We start from the raw sequence: 22073 nt of genomic DNA, 5'->3' as shown, positions 1-22073 counted from the left end.
GGCGTTATTTTAGCTTAAAAAGACAACGAAAATAAAGCTAAAATGCACGCTTGGAGCGTTTAATAAAATGATTTTTGGCCGATTATAGGTGCGCCAAGGCAAGGAAGCTTTAGGAGATTAACAAGGAGTTAGTATGGCATTTCAGGTCAATACAAATATCAATGCGTTAAACGCCCACGCGGTTGGGTTGGTGACGCAGCGCGATTTAAAGGAATCGTTGGAGCGGTTGAGTTCGGGCTTGCGCATCAACAAGGCTGCCGATGACGCTTCCGGGATGACGATCGCCGATTCATTGCGTTCTCAAGCCAAAAGTTTAGGGCAGGCAATCGCCAACACCAATGATGGGATGGGGATCATCCAAATCGCCGATAAAGCGATGGATGAACAAATCAAAATCCTCGACACCATCAAAACGAAGGCGACCCAAGCGGCTCAAGATGGGCAAAATACCCAGTCAAGAAAGGCTTTGCAAGCCGACATTGTGCGCTTGATCCAAAGCTTGGACAACATCGGTACCACCACCTCTTACAACGGGCAAACCCTTTTAGCTGGGTCTTTCTCTAATAAAGAGTTTCAAGTGGGGGCTTACTCCAACCAAACCATTAAGGCAAGTATTGGAGCGGCCACTTCGGATAAAATCGGACAGACTAAGATCGTTACCGGTAAAGTGATCACTGCTTCTGGGGATGTGGCTTTGACTTTTAAGCAAGTCGATGGTATCCATGATGTGAATTTAGAAAGTGTGAAAATCTCCACTTCTGCCGGCACAGGCTTGGGCGTTTTGGTGGAGGTGATCAACAAAAACTCCAACGCCACAGGTGTTAGAGCAACTGCAAATGTGATCTCCACTTCAGACACGGCCATCCGTTCAGGTAGCCTTCATAATTTGGTCCTCAATGGCATCCATATCGGTAATGTTGTGGGTGTGAAGAAAAACGACAGCGATGGTCGTTTGGTGGCGGCTTTTAACGCTGTAACTGCACAAACAGGCATCGAGGCCTATACAGACTCTGAGGGGCGCTTAAACCTACGCAGTTTGGATGGTCGGGGCATTAGCCTAAAGGCTGATAACGAAGGCGGAGGCGATCAAAAAGGTGGTGGTGGGAGCCCGATGGCCCTAGACACCCTCAATGGTGGCCAAAAAATCACAGATGGTTCTGTCAATTATGGGCGTTTGTCTTTGGTGCGTCAAGATGCTAGGGATATTCTCATCGTTTCTGGGGCCAATGTGACCGATGCCGATGCCGGCTATAAAGCCATCGGTTTTGGCAAGGGCGATGCCGCCAGCACCACAGTTAATTTAAGAGATGTGCTTGGCGAGTTTAACCAAAATGTGCGCAGCGCCTCTGGGGCCAACTACAACAACACTCTAGCTAAAGAGGACCTCACGCTAGGTTCTGGGGTTACCACCCTTAAGGGTGCGATGGTGGTGATGGACATTGCCGAGTCTGCGCAAAAGATGTTGGATAAAATCCGATCTGACTTGGGTTCTGTGCAAAACCAAATGGTGAGCACGGTCAATAACATCACCATCACCCAAGTGAATGTGAAGGCCGCTGAATCGCAAATCCGCGATGTGGATTTTGCCGAAGAGAGTGCAAACTTTAGCAAAAACAACATCTTGGCGCAGTCTGGTAGTTACGCGATGAGCCAAGCCAACACTGTGCAACAAAATATTCTCCGCCTTTTAACTTAGGGCCTTCGGGCTTTAGGTGAGCCACAAAGCGATTTCGTCCGCTAGGAAGAAATCGCGCGCAACTAGGCGTTGGTTGCGCACTTCGCATTTTTTTTCCTCCACGAGGGTTTGGACTTTTTTAGGTTCTAGCCCCTTTAACTCTACGCCCAACACACAGCGCAAACCCAAAAAAAGCCTTTCAAGCTCTAAATCCTGATCGCTTAAATGCTCTACACGCTGTTTTAGGGGGTCGTTGATGTAACTTAAGACATCTTTTTGTTTATAAAACCGCTCTTGACCCACGCGCCCCACAGCTCCTGCTCCACAGCCCAAATACTCACACCCCGCCCAGTAACCCAAATTGTGTTGTACTTGGTAGGGTCTGGCGTAATTAGACACTTCATAGGGTACAAAACCCAAATCTTTTAAAAGATTTTGCAACATGGCATCGGCGTTTAAAAGCGCGCTTGGGGCCGTGCTTCTAGTTAAACGGGTGTTGTCTTCAAGGGTCAGACTGTAAGCAGAGAGGTGGTCTATGGGCAGAGTGTTTGCAAGCAAACATTCTGCCTTAAGGCGTGTGGGTGTGTCTAGGGGGGTGTTGTAGATCAAATCTATGCTGAGGTGTTCAAATCCGCTGTTATGTGCGCTCTCAAGGGCTTTAAAAATATCTTGTTGGCCATGCTCTCTTTGTAAAAACTTTAATTTGTCGGCAAAAAAACTTTGCACCCCCAAAGAAAGGCGGTTAGCCCCCAAAGCCTTTAAAGTTTGACACCACTCTTTGGTGATTATATCGGGGTTGCCCTCCAAAGTGATTTCTGTGTTGGGAGCACAAATTGTGTTGGCGTAAATGGTGCTAAAAATCTGTTCATAGTGTTTGGATTCTAGAGTGTTTGGTGTACCCCCGCCAACAAAGATAGAGCTTAAAACTGGGGTGTCCCTAAGGCTTTCTTTTAAATCTAGGATGAGAGCTTGCACATAGGCATCTTTTAGGGAGTCGAGCCCACTGAAAGAATTGAAGGCACAATACCCACACTTGCTCGTGCAAAAGGGGATGTGTATGTAAAGGCCTCTTTGGGGCGTGGATTTAAGCATGACTTAATCCTTTAAATAATATCATCTTAGCATGCTTTTTGATAAAACTAGAGGAGGTTTTTTTGAATAAGTTTCTATTTTTGGGTGCTGTATTAGGTCTTGGGCTTTTAGGGGCGGCTGAACCTGCCGAATTGATTAAAAAATGCGCTGGTTGCCACGGGGCTTCTATGGATAAAAAGGCATTTGGCAAAGGGCATGTGGTCAATACTTTAGACAGCGCGACCATTAAAGAGGACTTGAAGGGCTATAAGGCGGGTACGCTTAATCGCTATGGGATGGGTGCTGTGATGCACACGCAGACCAAACCTTTGAGCGATGCAGAGATCGACGCGCTCGCAAAATACATCCCCACTCTTAAAAAGTAAATCTAAACACTAAAGGAGCGGGGGCTTTCTTTCAGTTTCGCGTGTGTTATAATGTTGCCCAGTTTTTTGGCTTTAAGAGCCAGCAAAAAGGACAACTATGGACACCAAAAAAAGTTACCGCCCGAATGTGGCCGCTGTTGTGCTTTCCTCTCAATACCCTAGGGATTGTGAGTTTTTTCTCGCACAACGAATCGACATCCAAGGCGCTTGGCAATTCCCCCAAGGTGGGATCGATCAAGGAGAGACCCCTTTAAAAGCCCTTTATCGCGAACTTTTAGAGGAGATCGGCACAGACGCTATCGAGGTGATTGCCGAATACCCCAAGTGGATCACCTACGACTTCCCCCCCACGATGCCCAAAAAACTCTACCCCTTTGATGGGCAAAAGCAGAAGTACTTTTTAGTGCGGCTCAAAAACAATTCTTTGATCAACATCCAAACCCTTTCGCCCGAGTTTAACCGCTATTGTTTTGTGAAAACCAAGGATCTCTTTCATAGGGTCGTGCATTTCAAACGCCAAGTTTATCGCCAAGTGATCGGCTATTTCCGCAAAGAAGGGTATTTGTAATGCTGGTAGTGCAAAAGTTTGGGGGGACGAGCATGGGGGGGTGTGCGCGCATTGAAGCGGTGGCTAGACGCGTGATTGAGAGTAAAAAGCTCTATGAGGATTTAGTGGTGGTGGTTTCAGCGATGGGCGACACCACAGATGATTTTTTAAATTTAGCCCACTATTTTGGCGCGCGCAGCAACCAAAGGGAATTAGACCGCCTGCTTAGTAGCGGAGAGCAAATCTCTAGCGCCTTGCTCGCCATCGCACTTGAATCTATGGGGCAAAAGGCGTGTTCGCTCAGTGGGTCGGAGGCGGGCATTTTAACCGATGCGCGCTACACCAAAGCCCAGATTTTAGACATCGATACAGCTAAAATCAAAGAGTTGTTGGCACAAAACTTTGTCGTGGTGGTGGCCGGCTTTCAAGGGATCAGTCCTAGTGGAGAGATCACCACCTTGGGGCGGGGGGGCAGCGATTTAAGCGCAGTGGCTCTAGCCGGGGCCTTGCACGCTGGGCTTTGCGAGATTTACACCGATGTGGATGGCATTTACACCACAGACCCACGCATTGTGCCCCGTGCGCGCAAAATCGATGAGATCAGTTATGAGGAAATGTTAGAGTTGGCTTCAATGGGGGCTAAGGTGCTGTTTAACCGCTCTGTGGAGCTGGCTAAAAAATACAACATTCCCCTTGTTACGCGCAATTCTTTCAACAGCACCGAGGGGACGCGCATCACTTCAGAGGAGAAAATTTTGGAAAAACCCATTGTGAGTGGCATCGCCCTAGATACCGACCAAGCCCGTGTGAATATTGTCGATGCTTTGGATTATCCGGGCATTGCCGGGGAGGTTTTTGGACTCTTGGCCGGTGCAGGGATCAACATCGATTTGATCGTGCAAACAGTTGCCCGTAATGGCAAAACCGACATTAATTTCACCGTGCCTAAAGGCGATTTAGAAGCTTGCTTGCACGTTTTAAAAAATCTGCAAAACATCGGCTCAATCGAGCATGACGACAAAATCGCTAAGGTTTCTGTGGTGGGGGTGGGGATGCGCTCACACTCGGGGATTGCCAGCGCGGTTTTTAACGCCCTAGCCAAAGAGAATATCAACATCTTAATGATTGGCACGAGTGAGATTAAAATTTCTGTGGTTGTGGAGGTTGGCGTGGCTGAGCTTGCCTTGAAAACCCTACACACGGCCTTTAAACTCGACCTTTAATGCGGCTTAAAGAGTGGTTTGCCACATTGCAAAAAGAGGGGTTTTTATGCCTTGAGTTGCCTAAGGATTGTGCCCCCCTTTTGCGCGCCACAAGGCATATTCTAAAAGGAGGGTGTCTTCTTGTGGCCACAGATGCCCCGCGTGCGTGGCTTAGAACCTATGCTTTAGCGCATTTAAACGCCCACCCTATGCACCCCTTAGTGCCTATCTTTGACCCCCTGAAAAGTTTCCAAGTTTATTTGCAACAAGGCCAAGACATCTTTTTAGTGCGCAACACCTTAGATTTGGTCTATCAAAACTATATCTTTTGGTATGTGGGAGCTGGCAACACCCCAATGGCGCAGCTTGCTTCAAGCGTGGATCAAAGTTTGTTGTGGCTTTTAGACAGCCCCAAAGAGGGGGCGATCAACTTTGAATCCCTTGATCCCCTGCTCGATCACAAACTTTTGCAACTTTACCGCGTGTTTGCCCATATGGTGCTAGAAAGTTTGCTAGGACAAGTGCGCTTAGATGACTAGTCAAATCATCTACGCCAACACCCCAAAAGAGCACGCCCAAAACCATAAAGAGTTTTTAGAGGTGCATTTTAAAGCCCAAAATACCCCCTTTTTAGCTGAACTCGTTTGTGAAGATGAGCTAAAAATCGAACACGCCCACGAGATCAAACGCCGTTGTGTACTCAAGTTTTCTGGGCAAAAAGCCTTCATCATCGCCGCTTCTAACTTTAATCTCTTTGCCCAAAACGCTTTGCTTAAAATCCTAGAAGAACCGCCCAAAAACACCTTTTTTATTCTCATCACCAAGCACCCAAGCGCACTCCTGCTCACAATCCGCTCCCGCTTGCCTCACACCAACAAGCGCACCAAAACACCTCTCCCACCTTTTGGGCTAGACCTAAGAACTTGTGATTTACGCGCCCTTTACCAGTTTTTACAAAATGCCGACAAACAATTTAACCAAGAGGAAGTGAAAACCCAAATCGCCGCACTTTTAGAGGCCACAAAGCAAGCGGGCATCCACCTAAGCCCCGCCACACTCACACAATTTGACAACGCTATTCACGCCAATGCCCTTTACTTGCGCCCCAGCTATAACCTCTTGCCCTTGCTTTTAAGCGTGTTGCAAGCGAGAGGCTAATGTTTTTGCAACGACTCAACCCGGCTAGTTTTTCTTGCGCCTTAAAAGAGATTGGCGCACACCCCACAGGACAAGCCATCATGGCTAAAAAAGCCAAACTTTTGAGTTTTAAAATCACTGACTTGCCCCTAAGCGCCACTTTGATTTTAAAACAAGAGGCGTTGCGTGTGGGCGCAGAGCTAGCCACGCCTAAAAATTGTATTTTGGCACAGGAGAAGGCCTATGATTGTTTGCTCGTGGGTACTTTAGACCAGCTCCAGCACTTAGTTCAAAAATGCGCTAAACAAGACTTTGGGCTTAAAAAACTTGCCAAAGAGCTAGAAACCCACTTCACCCTTCCCAAGGTTGCCCCCGCTTTAATGGCAATTGTCAATGTGACTCCCGATAGCTTTTACCCCAACAGCCGCCACAGCGCAAAAACCGCCCTAGAGCAAATCTATAGACTCTTAGAGCAGAAAATCGCCTACATCGACATAGGCGCGGCCAGCTCTAGACCAGACAGCCTTTACACAGACGCGAGCACAGAGATGGCCCGCTTAAAAGATTTATGCACCGAGATCAAAAGCCAAAACCTTTACAAGCATGCCAAATTCAGCATCGACACCTACAACCCCCAAACGGCCACCTTTGCCCTAGAGCATGGCTTTTGTGTCCTCAACGATGTCAATGGCTTTAACGACCCGCGTATGTTTTCCGTGGCCAAAGAGTTTGGGGCGCAAGTGGTGTTGATGCACTCTTTGGGCGTGCCCTTGAGGGCGCACCAACAGCTCACAGCCAAAAATTTATGGATAGAAATGGAGGCGTTTTTTCACGCAAAAATCACTGCCCTAAAAGACCATGGCATTGATAACATCATTTTAGACATCGGGTTTGGTTTTTCTAAACAAAGCCCTGAGAATTTAGCCCTCATTAAGCACTTAACGCATTTTCTGCACTTTGGCTACCCCTTGCTCGTGGGTTGTAGCCGTAAAAAAAGCGTGGGCGAAGTGTGTGCTAGGGAGGTAAAGGATCGCCTAGCCGGCACACTTGCCTTGCACTTAAAAGCCCTAGAAAATGGGGCGAGCATTCTAAGGGTGCATGACATTGCAGAGCATTTAGACATTCTAGCCATCCACAACGCACTATTGCAAATCCCCTAAGTTACCATCCGCTACACAAACCCTCTAGAATCGCGTCGCTTGGTTAGGGCTGGTGGCCCATTGTCTTAATTTTGTTAGAATGAGGCTTTTGATTTAGAGATACAAGGGTTTAAATGGCGCAAGCGGATAAAAAGTTAAATCTCTTTGACATCCGTTGGATGTGGTCGCTCTTTGGCACGGCTGTTGGGGCAGGGATTTTGTTTTTGCCCATCAAGGCGGGCGAACACGGATTTTGGCCTGTGGTCTTAATGGCTACAATGAGTTTTCCCATGACTTGGCTTAGTCACAGGGCTTTAGCGCGCTTTGTCAATGCCATAGGCAACCAAGACATCACCCACGCCGCCACCCGCTTAGGCAAGAGGATCGGGTTTTTAATCACCTTGATGTATTTTTTTGCCCTCTATCCGATTTGTCTAGCCTATGGCGTGGGGATCACCAACACCGTAGAGTCTTTTTTTGCTAACCAACTGGGCTTGCACTATTTTGACAACAACCGCTTTTTTCTAGCCGAACACTTGATCACGGGCATGATTTTTGTGATGATTTTTAACACCACGATTGTAACCCGTGTGGCCAATGCCCTTGTTTATCCTTTGGCCTTGATTTTATTGATGTTTTCTTTGTATTTGATCCCCTATTGGAAAACCGCCATGATCGCGGACATTCCAAGCGTCAAAGGATTTTTTGCGGCTCTGTGGTTCACTTTGCCCGTTTTGGTGTTTTCTTTTAACCACAGCGCGATCATATCGACTTTCGCGCAGGCTGTGGAAAAACACTACGGGGAGCTCAAGCACTACAAGACCAATCAAATCGAGCTGCTAAACACTTCTTTACTGCTCTTTTTTGTGATGTTTTTTGTGTTCTCTTGTATTTTGTGCTTAGACCCCGCTGACTTTGCAAAAGCTCGGGCGCAAAACATCCCCATTTTGAGCTACTTTGCCAACACCCTGCATAACCCCTTCATCGGTTACGCCGGCCCTATTGTGGCGTTTTTAGCCATCACCACTTCTTTTTTCGGGCATTACTATGGAGCCAAAGAGGGCTTAAAGGGCTTGATTGTGCAGTGCTTCACAAAAGACAAGCTCAACACCCACCACCACCGCCGAATCGATGCATGGACCACTATATTTTTTTGGATCAGCATCATTGCGGTTGCCTACTACAACCCCAGCATTTTAAGTTTCATTGAGGATTTGGGCGGGCCTGCCCTTGCCACCATCACCTTTATCTTACCCATTGTGGCGATGTATGCCCTGCCCTCCATGAAGGAATTTAGAAGTCCGCTTGCCGATGCCTTCATCTTTGCAACGGGCGTACTCACCGTCCTAAACGCCATTCTTGACATTCTTAAATGAGGTAACCATGACACAGCAAGAAATTTACAGCCAATCCATCACTGCCATTTTTAAAATTGGCATCGGTCCTAGCTCTTCACACACCATAGGCCCTATGGATGCTTGTGTGCGTTTTTGTCATCTCCTGCAAGAAAAACAAATCCTTGAGCAAGTGGCTAGAGTGCAGGTAATCCTGCACGGCTCGCTGGCTTTAACAGGCAAGGGGCATTTAACGGATTTGGCCTGTGTGGTGGGCCTTAGCGGAGTGTGCGCCAAAGAGGTGAGCGTGCCCCAAAGGCAAGAGATTTTGCAAAAAGCCATCCAAGAGCACAGCTTAAACCTAGCCAAAGCCAAGAACATCCCCTTTAATCTTGAAACAGACATTCTCTTTGAGCCTAGGGCTTTGGACCTGCACGAAAATGGCATGGAGATACAGGCTTTCAATGCCAAACAGGATTTATTGCTTAAGGAAGTCTATTACTCCACAGGGGGTGGATTTATTTACACCGAGGAGGAGCTAAAGCATAAAAAGATCGACTCTGTAAAATCTGGGCACTCCCCCTTTGACTTTTCAAGCGCTCAAGAATTATTAGATCTGTGCGAAAAGCACCACACCCACATTGCCGGTATCGTGGATTTGCACGAAAGCGCGTTGTTTGGGCAAAATTACGCCCGCACTTACTGCTTAGAAATTTATCAAGCGATGTTGGAGTGCTATAAAAATGGGGTGTCCTCTCAAGAAAAACAACTCCCCGGCTACATTGGCATGGCGCGTCTAGCCCCCAAAGTCCATGCCCGCCTAAACAAACACCCCAGCCTTGCTGACCCGCTGGCGATGGTCGATTACGCCACGCTTTACGCGCGGGCTGTGAGTGAAGAAAATGCCTGCGGGCATAAGGTCGTTACTGCCCCCACGAATGGGGCTTGTGGAGTCGTGCCCGCTGTCTTGCTTTATTGCCACCACCACATCAAACCTTTGGAAACCGAACAGATCGTGGATTTTTTACTCACCTGTGCGGCGGTAGGGTATTTATACAAAAAGAACGCGTCCTTGAGTGGCGCAGAGGCAGGCTGTCAGGCAGAGGTGGGCACTGCATCTTCAATGGCGGCAGCAGGCTTTGCCTTTGTGTTGGGCGGGAGCGTGCGCCAAGTCCTCAGCGCGGCTGAGATCGCGATGGAGCACCATTTGGGCTTGACCTGCGACCCTGTGGGCGGTTTGGTGCAAATCCCCTGTATTGAGCGTAATGTGGTGGGGACCATCAAAGCAATCTCTTCAGCCCGCCTAGCCCTAGAAGATGGTTATCAGGCCAAAGTGAGTCTTGATGATGTGATCTCTACCATGTATGAGGTGGGCAAGGCATTAGACTCTAAATACAAAGAGACTTCTTTGGGCGGGCTGGCTACACATGTGCATATCCCCAAGTGCTAGGGGGCTTGACTTTTGCAGATGAATAGGATAGAATAGCACTTTCTGTTGGGGTATCGCCAAGTGGTAAGGCAGCAGGTTTTGGTCCTGCCATTCAGAGGTTCGAATCCTTTTACCCCAACCACGGCGCGGGATAGAGCAGTCCGGTAGCTCGTTGGGCTCATAACCCAAAGGTCGGTGGTTCAAATCCACCTCCCGCAACCAACTACACTAGCTTTTTAAACTCCGCTTCGATGGTGCTTTTTGTATCAGGCTCGACTAACCTTTGCCCCACTTCTTTGCCATCTTTGTAGAAAATCAAAGTCGGGATGCGTTTAATGCCTAGACTTTCCTTTAAATCTTCGCTTTGGTCAAAATCCACTTTAAAGATTTTCACTTGGCTGTAATCTTTGGCTAAAGCGTCCATCATGGGGGCGATTTTGCGGCAGTCTGGACACCAATTTGCCCCCACATCGACCACCACAGCTCCCTGACTTATCTTTTCTTGGTAATTTTGGCTTGTTAAAACTTCCATTTATGCCCTTTCTTTTGAATTGAGAGCACAGCATAACCTGAAACAACTAAATTTAAGGTTAAGAAAACCGCACACAAAAAGGCTATAATAAAGTATTTTTTGTTTAAGGAGATTGCATGATTGTCATCCCTGCGAGATTAGAATCCACCCGTTTCCCACGTAAGCTTTTGGTGCCCATTCAAGGTGTACCTATGGTGGTCGCCACCGCGCGCAACGCCCAAAAAGTCGATGAGGTGGTTGTGGCTTGCGATGACGCTTTGCTTTTAAGGGCCTGCGAGGATTTTAACATCAAAGCCATTTTGACAAACAAGGCGCACACAAGCGGGACGGACAGGTGCGCGCAGGCCTGCACCCTTTTAAATTTGCCCGAACAAACCCCCGTTTTAAACCTGCAAGGCGATGAACCCTTTTTAGAGCCTGAGATCATCGCCACACTTTTACAAGAATCCCAAAAAACGCCTTTTATGCACACTTGCATTAAGGAAATTAGCCCCAAAGAGGCGCAAGATCCCAATGTTGTTAAGGTCGTGCTAGGCATTGACAACCGCGCCCTTTATTTTTCAAGAGCCCCCATCCCTTATGGCCGAGACGAACAGCACCACTCTTTTTTGGGCCACATAGGCCTTTATGGATTTAGAGTACACACGCTTTTAGAGTTTTGCGCCCTGCCTAAAAGCCCCCTAGAAGACATTGAAAAACTCGAGCAACTGAGGGCACTCTACCACCATAAAGCCATCACCACAAGCCTTGTAGAAACTAAGAGCGTGGGCATCGACACTCTGCAAGATTTACAAGAAGCCTTAAAAAGGTGCTAGAGAGCCTTAAAACCCACAAAGTTTTAAAGGCGCAAATCGCTCTTTTTGCCCCCTATTTGCAAAGCCAAATCACAGAGCTCATCAGCAACACCGAAAATGAGCTGTGGCTGTATAAGCTTGATGGCACGCGCCAGAAAATCCACGATTCCACTTTCAGCAAAGAATTTTTATTGCGCTTTTGCGAACAATTAGCCAATTATAGAGATTTGCCCTTTGACACCCAAGCCCCCACGCTCAACTGCTCCATCCCCTTTACTCGTTATCGTGTGAGTGCCAACCACTTTAGCATCACTACAAATAACCAAATCAGCCTAAACATCCGCGTACCCAGCCTGCAAAAATTCCCCCTTGAGGCTTTCGCCCTAGCCCCCACTTGCCCTTTTAGCCACGCCGACTTAAAAAGCATGGCGCAAGAGGGGCATAATATTTTAATCAGCGGGGCGACCGCTAGCGGGAAAACGAGTCTATTAAACGCCCTCTTGGAGTCCATCCCCAAAGAAGAGCGAGTCGTGAGCGTGGAGGATAGCCAAGAGCTGGATTTGAGCGGGTTTGAAAACAGCGTGGGGCTGTTGGTGGGTAAAATCGAGCAAACCCCTTTCACCTATGAAAACGCCCTCAACATGGCAATGCGCATGCGCCCCGATCGACTCATGGTGGGCGAAATTGACACTAGAAATGCCCTTTTATTTTTGCGCTTTGGCAACACGGGGCATAAGGGGATGATGACGACTTTACACGCCAATAGTGTGGAGCAGGTCCTAGAAGCGATCGCTTTAAACATTGAAATGGGGCATAAGGCGAAGTTTGATTTAGGCATCGTCAAACGCTACTTCAAAAGTGCGATTGATGTCGTGATCCAAGTGTGTAAAATCCAAGAGCAAAGGCACATTAATCAAGTGCTGTTAAGCCGAAATTTATAACTCTGCGATGAGCTTATAGAGCGTGGCTAAGATACTCAAGACGTAAATGCTTAAGAGCAAGACCCGGTGGATTTTCTCGGTCGCCACCAAGATTAATTTAATGCCAAGCCCGACCCCCGCCAAAGCACCCATGCCCGTTAAAAAGCCAATCCACAAAACATGGGGGGTCAAAACACCCGCGTGGGTGAGAGCAACCACCCCTGAGAGCGAAGAAAAGATGACAAAGAACAGCCCTAAAGGCACGATTTTTTGGGTTTCGTATTTTAAGAAATAGCCCAAAAAGGGGATAATCAAAATCCCCCCACCCATGCCAAGCGGGATCGAGAAAACCCCCGTGAGTAGCCCCGCTAGCGCTAAAATGGCATGCTTTTGACTCAAGTGCCAATGGGTTAGGGGGATTTTAAAGCGGGTGCGCTTGGAGTGCATTTGAAAGTGAGCACTTTGGTAGTTGCCCTCGCGCACAAAGGCGTATTTAAAACAAGTGTAGCACACCACCGCCACAAATAGTCCCATCAACAGACGATCGTCAATGTGCTTGAGCAAAAAACTGCCCAGTATTGCCCCAAACAACCCACCTAGTGCAATCGCTAGACCCTCTTTAATATCCAACAAGCCTTTTTTATAGTTGATGAACGAGCCTGCCAGCGAAGAAAAGAGCATTTGAAAGAGAGAAATACCCACCGCGTGGCTGTAACTAAAGCCGGCAAACACGGCGGCGGGTACGACAATCTCCCCCCCACCGATGCCAAAAAACCCCGCCGTAACGCCCGTTACAAAGCCCACTAGGGCTAAAATAAAATCAAGTCCCATTATAAATGCGAGATGATCACCTCTCCAAACTCAGAGCTAGACACCTCAGTAGCGCCCTCCATCAGGCGCGCGAAGTCATAAGTTACTTTTTTGCTCTCAATCGCCTTTTGCATGCCCACCACGATTAAATCCGCCGCCTCAATCCAGCCCATGTGGCGCAACATCATCTCCGCGCTTAAGATGATGGAGCCGGGATTAACTTTATTAAGACCCGCGTATTTAGGGGCGGTGCCGTGTGTGGCTTCAAACATGGCGACACTATCGTTCATGTTTGCCCCGGGAGCGATGCCAATCCCACCCACCATCGCCGCGAGTGCATCTGAGATATAATCCCCGTTTAAATTCATGGTGGCGATCACATCGTATTCAGCCGGGCGCAATAAAATTTGTTGCAAGAAAGCATCGGCGATCATGTCTTTAATGACAATCTCTTTACCGGTTTTGGGATTTTTTAGCACGCACCAAGGCCCCTTGTCTAAGAGCTTTGCCCCAAACTCTCTTTGTGCTAGAGCATAGCCCCATTTCATGAACGCCCCCTCGGTGTATTTCATGATATTGCCCTTATGCACGAAAGTTAGGCTGTTGCGATCGTTGTCGATGGTGTATTCAATTGCTTTACGCACGAGCCTTTCCGTCCCCTCTAGGCTAATGGGCTTGATGCCTACACTGCTTGTTTGGGGAAAGCGGATTTTAGTGACTTTTAATTCCTCTTGCAAAAATTTAATGAGCTTTTTGGCTTCGGGCGTGTCTTGGTTAAACTCGATGCCCGCGTAAATGTCCTCGCTGTTTTCTCTAAAAATCACCATATCCACTTTAGCGGGGTCTTTAACCGGGCTTGGGCTAGAATACCAGCGCACAGGGCGCAAGCACACATACAAATCCATTTTTTGGCGCAGAGCAACATTGAGCGACCTAAAGCCCTCGCCTACAGGCGTGGTGAGTGGTCCTTTAATGGAAACCTTAAAATGGTTAATCGCCTCAATGGTGTCGGGCAAGAGCCATTGCTCTTCCACGCTTAATTCTTTGTGGTCCTTGAATTTGTTGTAGCACTTTTCTCCCACAAAGACCTCATACCAAGCGATCTTTTTTGCGCCCTTGTAGGCCTTTTGCACGGCAGCATCCACGACTTTACGCATCACGGGGGTGATATCCACACCAATCCCATCACCCTCAATGAAGGGGATGATGGGGTGGCTTGGCACATGCAATTTGCCCTCTTTGTAAGTGATCGTTTCCCCCTCAGTGGGTAAAGACAAATACTTGGGGTTGTAAGACATAAAAACTCCTTAAGATGATATGCGTGGCATTGTAGCATAAAGCGGGTTTAAAGTCTTTGGCTAGAATGAGGCCATCTTGGTGTAAGGGAATGTGTTAATTGTTGCAGCTAGAGAAGTGAATCTGGATTCAGCGGGTTTGATGTCTAAGGCTTTGGGGCCGATGCGAGAGTGCATGGAATTGTGGGGATCACCAAAGCCCAGCAAGACAAGGACGGCAAGGGAGTAGCTAAAGCAAGAGATGCGAGAAACAAAGCAAGGTGAGCAGCTTTTGTAAAAAAAACAAAAATACGATCAAAATTGCGCCGCGAACAATGCAAGGAAGACGCACACAAGGCAATTATGGGCTACACGCCACCATAGGCCTCCCGTCCCTTTCTCTGATTGTCCCTTGATCGCCACCACCCATGTTGCGATGATTATCCACCTTAGCAAGATTTATGGGTTAGAGATTTCCAAAGAGATAGCCGTAAAACTCTTAAAGTTTTTGGGGTGGCGCTTGGGCTGGACTACACAATCCGCGCTCTTGTGGACACGATACGCAATTTTAACGCTAAGATGTTTCAAAAATACCTAGAGATGGTTAAACTCCATGCTTAGGCAACCTTGTTTTAATCTCAAGGCGGGTATAATTTGATCTAAAACGAACCAAAAGGAAGTCCATGTCTGTCACACTCACCAACAACGCCACGAACGAGAAGTTTGAGTTTGAGACCATTGCCTGTACAAGGGGCGGGGATGCCATCGATTTTTCTAAGCTCTACGAAACTTCAGGGCTTTTTTCTTACGACCCGGGTTACTCCTCCACAGCAGGGTGCAAATCGACCATTAGTTACATTGATGGCAAAAAGGGCGAGCTTTACTACAAGGGCCACCCCATTGAGGAGCTGGTCGCAAAATATAAGTATGTCGATGTGTGTAAGCTCTTGCTCACAGACCAACTTCCCCAAAACGAGACCGAGTCGCTCGAATTTGAGCTGGAGTTACGCCACAGAAGCTTTATCCACAGAACCTTAATGAACATGTTTGCTGCTTTCCCCACAAATGCCCACCCTATGGCAAAACTCAGCAGCGGGGTGTCAATCCTCTCAACCTTTTACTCCGACCACGCTGTGATGCACACGGAAGAAGACTACCAAACAATGGCGCGGCGCATTGTGGCTAAAATGCCTACTCTAGCGGCCATTTGTTACCGCAACGAAATCGGCGCGCCCATCATACACCCAGACATTGGCCGCAGCTACATTGAAAACATCTTGTTTATGCTCAGAGCCTACCCCCACGAACGACTCAAACACAGCTTGCACGGCGAAATCGAAATCACCCCCCTTGAAGTCGAAGCCTTTGATAAAATCTTGACCTTGCACGCCGACCACGGGCAAAACGCCTCCTCCACGACTGTGCGCAATGTTGCTTCTACGGGGGTACATCCCTATGCGGCCATTAGTGCGGGCATTAGCGCGCTTTGGGGACATTTGCACGGCGGGGCCAATGAAAAGGTTTTGATCCAACTAGAAGAGATTGGGGATGTGAAAAATGTGGATAAATACATCGCTCGGGTGAAAGACAAAAACGACTCCTTTAAACTCATGGGTTTTGGACATCGGGTGTATAAGAGCTACGATCCACGCGCGCGCATTTTAAAGCAAATCAAGGACGATTTACAAGCCAAGGGGATTAAAATGAATCCCAAACTCGATGAGATCGCCGCTAAAGTTGAAGAAGTTGCCCTGAAAGACGAGTATTTTATCGCGCGCAACCTTTACCCCAATGTAGATTTTTACTCCGGTACGATCTTGCGGGCGTTGCAAATCCCCGTGCGCTTTTTCACTCCCGTGTTTGTGATCGGGCGCACAGTGGGCTGGTGCGCCCAACTCCTCGAGCATGTCAAAAACGCCCAAGCCCGCATCACGCGGCCAAGACAAGTTTATATCGGCAAATAGGTTTTGATGTCCTTTCGGGTTGCGCCTTTGCCCCTTAGTTGGGGCTTGTTGTTTTATAGTGTCGTCTCTTTAACCCCGTTTAACCTACCTCTTTTAAGCTATGTGTTTCACAAAGGGGGTTTTGGCGTTGCTTTTAGCGTGTGTGCCGCCTACATCTGCACCACAAACATGGTCTTTGCGGCTTTGTCGGTGTTTGGTCTGCGTGTGGTGCGCCTCTTTTTCGCCCTTTTTAGTCTATGCAACGCCCTAGCCCTCTACTTCATCAGCACTTACCATGTGTTGCTGACAAAAGACATGATGGGCAATGTCTTGCACACGAACCTAGAAGAAGCGGGCGGATTTTTAGGGGGGCATTTGTGGGTTTATGTCTTGTTGGGGCTCGTGGTGGGGGGGTGCTTTTGGGTTTTGCCTTTAAAAACAAGCCCCTTTAAACACAGGGTTTATTTTTTCTTGGGTTCGGGGCTTGTCTTTGCTCTGTGGAGCGCAACCCACACCAAGGAGTGGCTTTTTTTCGATCAGCACGCTAAAGCCATTGGAGGACTCGTTTCACCCTATAATTACAGCATAAACGCCCTACGTGCTACCCTAGCTTCTTTAAAAAATCCCGAGCTTAAGCACTTTGCCCTAACAACTCCCAAGGTGCACGATCGGGTAGTGATTCTAGCCATAGGTGAGAGCGCACGAAGGGCAAATTATAGCATTTATGGCTACAACAGACCCACCACGCCCAAACTGCAAGAGCTTTTAAACCACCACCAAATCCTAGCCTTAAAAGCCACTTCTTGCGCCACCTACACCACCGCCGCGCTGGCGTGCATTTTAAACGCCAAAAGTGGGTATGAAAATTTACCTTCATTTTTGCACAGGCAAGGGGTTAAAGTCGTGTGGCTCAGCCTTAACGATGGGCAACCGCCTATGACCATTGACTGGCAACCTGATAAACCCGTGTGGCAAGAGTGGCTCAAACAAAAGGGGGTTGGGTCCGAGATTTTAAACTTTGACGAAGCCCTAGCCCTAGCCTTGCCCTTTGTTTTTAGCCGTTACCCTAGCGATAATTTGTTTGTGGTCTTGCACCTCAAAGGCTCGCATGGACCGCTGTATGTGGATAAAGTGCCCAAAAATTTCGCCCCCTTTAAGCCCATCTGCACCCACAACGAGCTAAACACTTGCCAAACCGCCGCATTGATCAACGCCTACGACAACACCATTGCCTACAACGATCGGGTGTTGGATTTAGCGGTGCATGCTTTGCAACACACCAACAGACAAGCGTTGTTGCTGTATATGAGCGATCACGGCGAGAGTTTGGGCGAGCATGGGCTGTACTTGCATGGCACGCCCTATTTAATCGCTCCCGTGCAACAAAAGCAAGTCCCCTTCATTGTCTATTTAAACCCCGCCCTTAAAACGAGTCTGCAACCTAAACCCACAAAGCCAAACTACAATCAAGGTGTGATTTTTCCTAGCATCTTGCACGCCTTTGGCCTGCAAGCCAGCCAAGCCTATGACTCCCATCTGGATATTTTTCAATGAAACTTAAAAGCCTTTGCCTAGACAGCCTGCCTAAGAGCTTGCCGATCAAAAGCATCGTTTGTTTTTTTCTGTTCTTTTTAGTGGGGGTGATCGCTCCCTTTCCTAAAATTGCCAAGCAACCCCAAGTCCCCACAGCTTTTAGTGTTACCGAACATTACGCCCGCTTTATCCCCACCATCATCTCTTTTGCTCTGCCTTTGGCTAAAAGAGATGTCATCGGTTTGGTGCAAATCGTCCATGTCAGCATTGCCACGACCATCGCCACACACGCGCTTAAATGGGGGCTTAATGATGTGGTGCTCTTTGGGCGGCGTTTGGGCGAAAGGCCCAGTGGAAGCGATAAAAACATGCCCAGCGGACACTCTTCTATGGTCGCTTGCGCTCTGGGCTTTTTAGTGCGCCGTTATGGGGCGGTGTGGCTGTGGTTTTTGCCTTTAGCGTTCATGACCATGGGCGCACGCATTTACTTAAACGCCCACACTATCGGCGCGCTCATGGCCGGTCTTAGCGTGGGTGTGCTGTGCGCCTTATTCTTAACCAGCCGTTTTAAGTAGGCCTTTTGTAAATCTCAGGGTGCGTGCTTTTAAAACGCCGATGGAACCAAAACCAACTCTCCGGATGTGCTCGGATGATTTGCTCGCTCAAAGAGGCCTGCGCTTGCGTGGCCTCTAAAATGTCGGCTTGGCCATCCTCTGTATTGGGGGCTTGGATGGGAGGGTAGTAAGTGACATAGTAATGGCTGTAATCCTCGTTAAAGTCAATGATGACCGCCACAATGTCTATGTTGTAGCGCCGCGCTAGGATGGAGCCGATCGTGGTGTGTGTCGCCTTGTGCCCGAAAAAATCCACCTCAACGCCTTCTTTAGGCGAAATGTTTTGATCGACTAAAATCCCCACTAAGCCCTTCCCCCCATTATAGACCTTTAAGAGCTCTTTAAACGCTCCGACCTTGTTGATGAAGCGCACGCCAAAGGCCTCTCTGTGCTTGACGATCAGGCGGTTAATGCTCTCAAACTTGGTTAAACGCCCTAAAGACCCCCGATCATACTGGGCGTAATATTGCGCTAAAGAAGTCCCGACTGCCTCCCAATACCCAAAGTGCATCCCCATCACCACGGCTTGCCCGTTTTTCTTTAAGGACTTTAACACATTTTCTTGATCGATGAGCGTGAAGCGGGCATCGTAAATGTCTTTAGGTAGAAACTCCACCCGCACGCTTTCTAAGATAATGAAGGCGAAGTTTTGGTAAGCCCGCCGGATGATCGCTTCTTTACGGGCGTGATCCATTTCGGGGAACACAAAATCTAAATTTGCCTTGGCATCGTAGTAACGCCGTCTATCTAGCTTATAAAAGACAAAGCCCAAAGCCCGCACACAGCCCACAAACCACGAGTGGGGCACGCGTGCCAACACAAAGCCCAAAACATTTAAAAACCACTCTAAAATTTTGGCGCAAAAAATCCCCCACTCTCTTTTAATCCCATTTTCTTTAGTCAAGTGTCTGTGCTCCTTTAAGTACCTCCAACACCGCCTCCTTAATGGCAAGGGGCGGGATGTCGTTAATAGAAAAGCCGTTTTTAGCAAAATCCGCCTGCAAATTCCCCGCTAAAGCGATGTGGTGTTTGCCCTTTAGCTCAAAACGCGCTTTGGGCGTGTTGCCATAAAGGGTTACCGATGGGGTTTTTAAAGCCCAAGCTAAATGCACCACGCCTGTGTCCCCGCCCACGACCACGCTCACCCCAGCCACAAGGGTTTTCACCTCCTCTAAAGTTAAAAGGGGCAAAAGCACGGCTTTGACTTGGGGGCTTAGGCAGGCATAAAGTTCTTGGGCTTGTTCTAAATGGGCGTGGCTTAGGATTAAAATCTCTAGCCCACAATCTTTCAACGCTAGCCCCACTTGTTTAAAGCCCTCAAGCGGGTAGGTTTTATACGCTCTAGAGGTTTCAAGCACAAACAAGACTTTAGGGGCGGGGGTGTTTAAGATGGGCTCTAACTTAGGGCTGTTGGGGCAGAAAAAGGCTAAGTTGCGCTCTTGTAGGGGGTTTTCCCACTCTTTGATCTTCAAGAGTAAATCAAATCCGCCTTTTAGCACGCAAGCGTTGCGCTCTAAAATGTGTGCGCCGTAGGGGATGCTCACTTTGTGGGTGTAAAATAAGCTCGCGAGTTTTTCTCTAATAGAGTGGCGATCAAAGCCCACAAAATGTTTAGGCTTTTTCTTGGCTAAAAACAACCCAATTAAAGCAGATTTTAAAAGCCCCTGCATGTCAATGATCAAATCAAAGACCCCTAAAGAGCGCAAATGGCTATAAAAACGCCAAATCTTTAAGGGATTTTTGGTGCGTAAAGTCCGTTTATAGGGCAGGGCGTGCAAGACATCGATGTGGGGGGCATCTTTTAAAATGGGAGCAAAGTTTTCATCCACAAACCAATGGATCTTAACCCCCTTGTAGCGTTGTTTTAAAAAGGGCAAAAACACGGCACTCACAACCACATCGCCTAGGGCTGAAAGCCTAATGATGGCGACTTTCATACAAACTCAATTTCAAAGGGGACGGGCTTTGTGAGCTTTGTGGCGACTTCTTGGCAAAGGTAGGTGTCGCTTGGGCTGTGGATTTGTAGGGTCTTGTGTTTTAAATGGTAATGCGTGCCTTTAGGCAAGCGGGCTAGGCACATGGTTTCAGCCAGCCCCAAAATGAAACTGAGCCATTGCAGGGTCAAAATAGGGGGCATGATCGCGCCGATGTGGGCGATGTTGCTATCCTTTGGGATTTTCTTGTAGCTAAATTGCACCAATAGGCAAATGATCGCCCGATCTTGGTGTGAAAAACCATAACTCAAAGAGTGCAGACTCAAATAAGCCCCGTGTTTGTGGGCGTTGTAAAAATTTAACACCTTGCCAATGCTAGAGAGTTGCCCGGCAATTTTTAAATGGTATAAATACTTTTCGTGGATGCCATGCAAGGGTTGCAGGGCCCCAAAGAGTTTAGCACACTCTTTTTTAACCTCTTGGCTGTGTTTGGAGTGGGGCAAAAAGCGATCGAGCAAGGACAGAATAGATGGGTTAATGCCCTTGGGGAAGCTGTGGTTGTGGCTTCTTAGCATGTCGCTTAAAAACACACCCTCTCTAACGCCCACCCCGCTCGCTACAATCGTACGCGCCTTAAAGTGCTCTAAAAACATCGTAAAAATCAAAGTCCCGCTTCTAATGCTGTCTTTGCGATCTTCGCTGATGCCAAACTCGCCTAACTGGGCTTCGCTGCTTCTGATGATTTGCTGCATCCAATGCCAATTGCTTTTCACATCCATTTCATAGCCGTGGATCACATCGATGGGGTAGTTGTTTTGGAATATCCCCACTTTGGCCAAAGAGCGGATCGTCCCGCCCACGCCAAAAACACAGCCGGTTTTAAAGTGGGGGGGGATTTTGGCCAATTCTTTTTGGATAAATTCTTTAGCAAGACTCAAGTCTAGGTTTTTATCAAAAAAGAGTTCTTTTAAGCGGATCGTGCCTAGGTTTACCGAGATCAAGTCCTTGATTTTGCCATCTTCAATGAGTGCGCACTCCGTGCTCCCCCCGCCAATGTCAATGGTGATCCCGTCTTTGTGGTGCAAGAGATTTGCACAAGCCACGCCCCCATAAAACGCCTCTTTTTTTCCATCGATGACCTTCACTTGCAGGCCACACTCTTCTTTTACAAGGGCGATAAACTCTTTAGAGTTGGGGGCATCGCGCACGGCTGAGGTCGCCACGCATAAAATCTTGCGACTCTTATACTTCTCAGCAATATCCTTAAAATCGCTGAGTGCCCTTAAAGCCCGCTTCATCGGGGCTTTTTGCAACACCCCTTTGTGTTCGTAAGAGCCCTGAGAAATGCGTACTTTGGATTTGATCTCGTAGAGCAAGTAAAATCCAAACTGACTCGTCTTTTTAAAGATAGCCATGCGTACCGAGTTGGAGCCGATGTCAATGATTGTGGTGATTTTTGCCATAAAAACTTAGATTTCTTCTTGCAAGCTCTGGTATTTGTATTGTAATTCCTCTTGGCTTTCGGTGTTGTTGGGGTCGGGGATAATCGCATCTACGGGGCAAACCCCCACGCAGCTAGGCTCATCGCTGTAACCCACGCACTCTGTGCAACGATCGGGATCGATGTAATAGACCGGATCGCTTTCATCTATGGCTTCTGTGGGGCACTCCTCCCGGCACGCATCGCACGCAATACACTCCTGACTAACTAACAAAGACAAGAAAACCCCTTACTATGAAATTTCTATCACTTTTACCCGAGTTTTGCTAAATTTTCACTAAAAAAATTAAGAAAAAAC

At 48.0% G+C, this 22073-nt stretch carries 22 protein-coding genes, 2 tRNA genes and 1 pseudogene; 17 read left to right on the top strand and 8 right to left on the bottom strand.

The genetic code is table 11. The features are described 5' to 3' along the window. The first annotated feature begins 133 nt into the window (after window positions 1–133). Entirely contained in the window at window positions 134–1696 is a 1563-nt protein-coding gene (locus tag HAL07_RS07125) for a flagellin A (protein ID WP_053945570.1), read from the top strand. Between the two features lie 12 nt (window positions 1697–1708). On the opposite strand, the gene hemW is transcribed toward HAL07_RS07125, so the two are convergent. Then, window positions 1709–2767 (bottom strand): radical SAM family heme chaperone HemW, encoded by a 1059-nt coding sequence (gene hemW, locus HAL07_RS07120; protein WP_053945569.1) that lies wholly within the window; start codon window positions 2765–2767, stop codon window positions 1709–1711. Between the two features lie 62 nt (window positions 2768–2829). Between hemW and HAL07_RS07115 the strand changes: the two genes are divergently transcribed. From HAL07_RS07115 to HAL07_RS07070, 10 genes are all read left to right on the top strand, one after another. After that, window positions 2830–3132 carry a c-type cytochrome gene (locus HAL07_RS07115; RefSeq protein WP_053940687.1) on the top strand — a complete coding sequence of 101 codons (303 nt, stop codon included), beginning with the start codon at window positions 2830–2832 and terminating at the stop codon, window positions 3130–3132. A 97-nt stretch (window positions 3133–3229) separates the two neighbouring features. Then, window positions 3230–3700 carry an RNA pyrophosphohydrolase gene (locus HAL07_RS07110; protein WP_053940688.1) on the top strand — a complete coding sequence of 157 codons (471 nt, stop codon included), beginning with the start codon at window positions 3230–3232 and terminating at the stop codon, window positions 3698–3700. After that, window positions 3700–4902, top strand: a complete 1203-nt coding sequence (locus HAL07_RS07105) for an aspartate kinase (RefSeq protein WP_053940689.1) — start codon at window positions 3700–3702, stop codon at window positions 4900–4902. The genes HAL07_RS07110 and HAL07_RS07105 overlap by 1 nt, the downstream gene beginning before the upstream one ends. A 26-nt stretch (window positions 4903–4928) precedes the next feature. After that, window positions 4929–5420, top strand: a complete 492-nt coding sequence (locus HAL07_RS07100; RefSeq protein WP_053945568.1) for a HobA family DNA replication regulator — start codon at window positions 4929–4931, stop codon at window positions 5418–5420. Further along, the gene (locus HAL07_RS07095; RefSeq protein WP_053940691.1) at window positions 5413–6039 is read left to right on the top strand and encodes a DNA polymerase III subunit delta'; all 627 of its coding nucleotides are present in this window, start codon (window positions 5413–5415) and stop codon (window positions 6037–6039) included. Before HAL07_RS07100 ends, HAL07_RS07095 begins: the two co-directional genes overlap by 8 nt. Beyond that, complete coding sequence (gene folP, locus HAL07_RS07090; protein WP_053945567.1) at window positions 6039–7178, top strand: dihydropteroate synthase; 1140 nt, start codon at window positions 6039–6041, stop codon at window positions 7176–7178. The genes HAL07_RS07095 and folP overlap by 1 nt, the downstream gene beginning before the upstream one ends. Before the next feature lie 113 nt (window positions 7179–7291). Beyond that, on the top strand, window positions 7292–8533 hold the full coding sequence (locus HAL07_RS07085; RefSeq protein ID WP_053940693.1) for an aromatic amino acid transport family protein: 1242 nt from the start codon (window positions 7292–7294) through the stop codon (window positions 8531–8533). 22 nt (window positions 8534–8555) lie between these two features. Beyond that, window positions 8556–9941 carry an L-serine ammonia-lyase gene (locus tag HAL07_RS07080; protein WP_199766996.1) on the top strand — a complete coding sequence of 462 codons (1386 nt, stop codon included), beginning with the start codon at window positions 8556–8558 and terminating at the stop codon, window positions 9939–9941. Between the two features lie 46 nt (window positions 9942–9987). After that, a tRNA-Gln gene (locus HAL07_RS07075) sits at window positions 9988–10062 on the top strand. Window positions 10063–10065: 3 nt separating this feature from the next. Then, window positions 10066–10142, top strand: a tRNA-Met gene (locus HAL07_RS07070). 1 nt (window position 10143) lies between these two features. On the opposite strand, the gene HAL07_RS07065 is transcribed toward HAL07_RS07070, so the two are convergent. Further along, a complete protein-coding gene (locus HAL07_RS07065) occupies window positions 10144–10452 on the bottom strand; it encodes a thioredoxin family protein (protein ID WP_053940695.1) in 309 nt (102 codons plus the stop codon). A gap of 116 nt (window positions 10453–10568) precedes the next feature. Between HAL07_RS07065 and kdsB the strand changes: the two genes are divergently transcribed. Further along, window positions 10569–11267: a 3-deoxy-manno-octulosonate cytidylyltransferase gene (gene kdsB, locus HAL07_RS07060; protein ID WP_053940696.1), complete on the top strand. Its 699-nt coding sequence runs from the start codon at window positions 10569–10571 to the stop codon at window positions 11265–11267. Beyond that, a complete protein-coding gene (locus HAL07_RS07055; protein WP_053945565.1) occupies window positions 11261–12187 on the top strand; it encodes a CpaF/VirB11 family protein in 927 nt (308 codons plus the stop codon). The genes kdsB and HAL07_RS07055 overlap by 7 nt, the downstream gene beginning before the upstream one ends. On the opposite strand, the gene HAL07_RS07050 is transcribed toward HAL07_RS07055, so the two are convergent. Both HAL07_RS07050 and icd read right to left on the bottom strand, forming a co-directional pair. Further along, window positions 12182–12997: a sulfite exporter TauE/SafE family protein gene (locus HAL07_RS07050; RefSeq protein WP_053945564.1), complete on the bottom strand. Its 816-nt coding sequence runs from the start codon at window positions 12995–12997 to the stop codon at window positions 12182–12184. The two genes, HAL07_RS07055 and HAL07_RS07050, sit on opposite strands and share 6 nt — an antisense overlap. Beyond that, window positions 12997–14274 (bottom strand): isocitrate dehydrogenase (NADP(+)), encoded by a 1278-nt coding sequence (gene icd, locus HAL07_RS07045; RefSeq protein WP_053945563.1) that lies wholly within the window; start codon window positions 14272–14274, stop codon window positions 12997–12999. Before icd ends, HAL07_RS07050 begins: the two co-directional genes overlap by 1 nt. Before the next feature lie 376 nt (window positions 14275–14650). Here icd and HAL07_RS07040 point away from each other — a divergent pair. From HAL07_RS07040 to lpxE, 4 genes and pseudogenes are all read left to right on the top strand, one after another. Continuing rightward, window positions 14651–14848: pseudogene (locus HAL07_RS07040) on the top strand (hypothetical protein); the annotation flags it as partial. 85 nt (window positions 14849–14933) lie between these two features. Continuing rightward, window positions 14934–16214 (top strand): citrate synthase, encoded by a 1281-nt coding sequence (locus tag HAL07_RS07035; RefSeq protein WP_053940702.1) that lies wholly within the window; start codon window positions 14934–14936, stop codon window positions 16212–16214. A gap of 6 nt (window positions 16215–16220) precedes the next feature. Further along, window positions 16221–17747 carry a sulfatase-like hydrolase/transferase gene (locus HAL07_RS07030; protein ID WP_082355935.1) on the top strand — a complete coding sequence of 509 codons (1527 nt, stop codon included), beginning with the start codon at window positions 16221–16223 and terminating at the stop codon, window positions 17745–17747. Next, window positions 17744–18301, top strand: a complete 558-nt coding sequence (lpxE, locus tag HAL07_RS07025; RefSeq protein WP_053940703.1) for a lipid A 1-phosphatase LpxE — start codon at window positions 17744–17746, stop codon at window positions 18299–18301. Before HAL07_RS07030 ends, lpxE begins: the two co-directional genes overlap by 4 nt. On the opposite strand, the gene HAL07_RS07020 is transcribed toward lpxE, so the two are convergent. The 4 genes from HAL07_RS07020 to HAL07_RS07005 are packed head-to-tail and all read right to left on the bottom strand — an operon-like array spanning window position 18294 to window position 21995. Beyond that, entirely contained in the window at window positions 18294–19292 is a 999-nt protein-coding gene (locus HAL07_RS07020; protein WP_442345795.1) for a lipid A biosynthesis lauroyl acyltransferase, read from the bottom strand. The two genes, lpxE and HAL07_RS07020, sit on opposite strands and share 8 nt — an antisense overlap. Further along, window positions 19237–20277 carry a lipopolysaccharide heptosyltransferase I gene (waaC, locus tag HAL07_RS07015; RefSeq protein ID WP_053940705.1) on the bottom strand — a complete coding sequence of 347 codons (1041 nt, stop codon included), beginning with the start codon at window positions 20275–20277 and terminating at the stop codon, window positions 19237–19239. Before waaC ends, HAL07_RS07020 begins: the two co-directional genes overlap by 56 nt. Then, entirely contained in the window at window positions 20274–21737 is a 1464-nt protein-coding gene (locus tag HAL07_RS07010) for a Ppx/GppA phosphatase family protein (protein WP_053945561.1), read from the bottom strand. The genes waaC and HAL07_RS07010 overlap by 4 nt, the downstream gene beginning before the upstream one ends. 6 nt (window positions 21738–21743) lie before the next feature. After that, on the bottom strand, window positions 21744–21995 hold the full coding sequence (locus HAL07_RS07005) for a YfhL family 4Fe-4S dicluster ferredoxin (protein WP_053940707.1): 252 nt from the start codon (window positions 21993–21995) through the stop codon (window positions 21744–21746). Window positions 21996–22073: the final 78 nt, after the last annotated feature.

Origin of the sequence: Helicobacter ailurogastricus (genome assembly GCF_001282945.1) — a bacterium.
Lineage (GTDB): Bacteria > Campylobacterota > Campylobacteria > Campylobacterales > Helicobacteraceae > Helicobacter > Helicobacter ailurogastricus.
This window is presented reverse-complemented; position numbering and strand designations above follow the sequence as displayed.

Excerpts from the sequence above, each read along its gene's own strand:
- HAL07_RS07085 (WP_053940693.1), top strand. The coding sequence starts at position 7,292 with ATGGCGCAAGCGGATAAAAAGTTAAATCTCTTTGACATCCGTTGGATG.
- HAL07_RS07030 (WP_082355935.1), top strand. The coding sequence starts at position 16,221 with ATGTCCTTTCGGGTTGCGCCTTTGCCCCTTAGTTGGGGCTTGTTGTTT.
- lpxE (WP_053940703.1), top strand. The coding sequence starts at position 17,744 with ATGAAACTTAAAAGCCTTTGCCTAGACAGCCTGCCTAAGAGCTTGCCG.
- HAL07_RS07010 (WP_053945561.1), bottom strand. The coding sequence starts at position 21,737 with ATGGCAAAAATCACCACAATCATTGACATCGGCTCCAACTCGGTACGC.
- waaC (WP_053940705.1), bottom strand. The coding sequence starts at position 20,277 with ATGAAAGTCGCCATCATTAGGCTTTCAGCCCTAGGCGATGTGGTTGTG.
- folP (WP_053945567.1), top strand. The coding sequence starts at position 6,039 with ATGTTTTTGCAACGACTCAACCCGGCTAGTTTTTCTTGCGCCTTAAAA.
- HAL07_RS07050 (WP_053945564.1), bottom strand. The coding sequence starts at position 12,997 with ATGGGACTTGATTTTATTTTAGCCCTAGTGGGCTTTGTAACGGGCGTT.
- HAL07_RS07065 (WP_053940695.1), bottom strand. The coding sequence starts at position 10,452 with ATGGAAGTTTTAACAAGCCAAAATTACCAAGAAAAGATAAGTCAGGGA.
- HAL07_RS07105 (WP_053940689.1), top strand. The coding sequence starts at position 3,700 with ATGCTGGTAGTGCAAAAGTTTGGGGGGACGAGCATGGGGGGGTGTGCG.
- icd (WP_053945563.1), bottom strand. The coding sequence starts at position 14,274 with ATGTCTTACAACCCCAAGTATTTGTCTTTACCCACTGAGGGGGAAACG.
- HAL07_RS07095 (WP_053940691.1), top strand. The coding sequence starts at position 5,413 with ATGACTAGTCAAATCATCTACGCCAACACCCCAAAAGAGCACGCCCAA.
- kdsB (WP_053940696.1), top strand. The coding sequence starts at position 10,569 with ATGATTGTCATCCCTGCGAGATTAGAATCCACCCGTTTCCCACGTAAG.
- HAL07_RS07035 (WP_053940702.1), top strand. The coding sequence starts at position 14,934 with ATGTCTGTCACACTCACCAACAACGCCACGAACGAGAAGTTTGAGTTT.
- HAL07_RS07125 (WP_053945570.1), top strand. The coding sequence starts at position 134 with ATGGCATTTCAGGTCAATACAAATATCAATGCGTTAAACGCCCACGCG.
- hemW (WP_053945569.1), bottom strand. The coding sequence starts at position 2,767 with ATGCTTAAATCCACGCCCCAAAGAGGCCTTTACATACACATCCCCTTT.
- HAL07_RS07110 (WP_053940688.1), top strand. The coding sequence starts at position 3,230 with ATGGACACCAAAAAAAGTTACCGCCCGAATGTGGCCGCTGTTGTGCTT.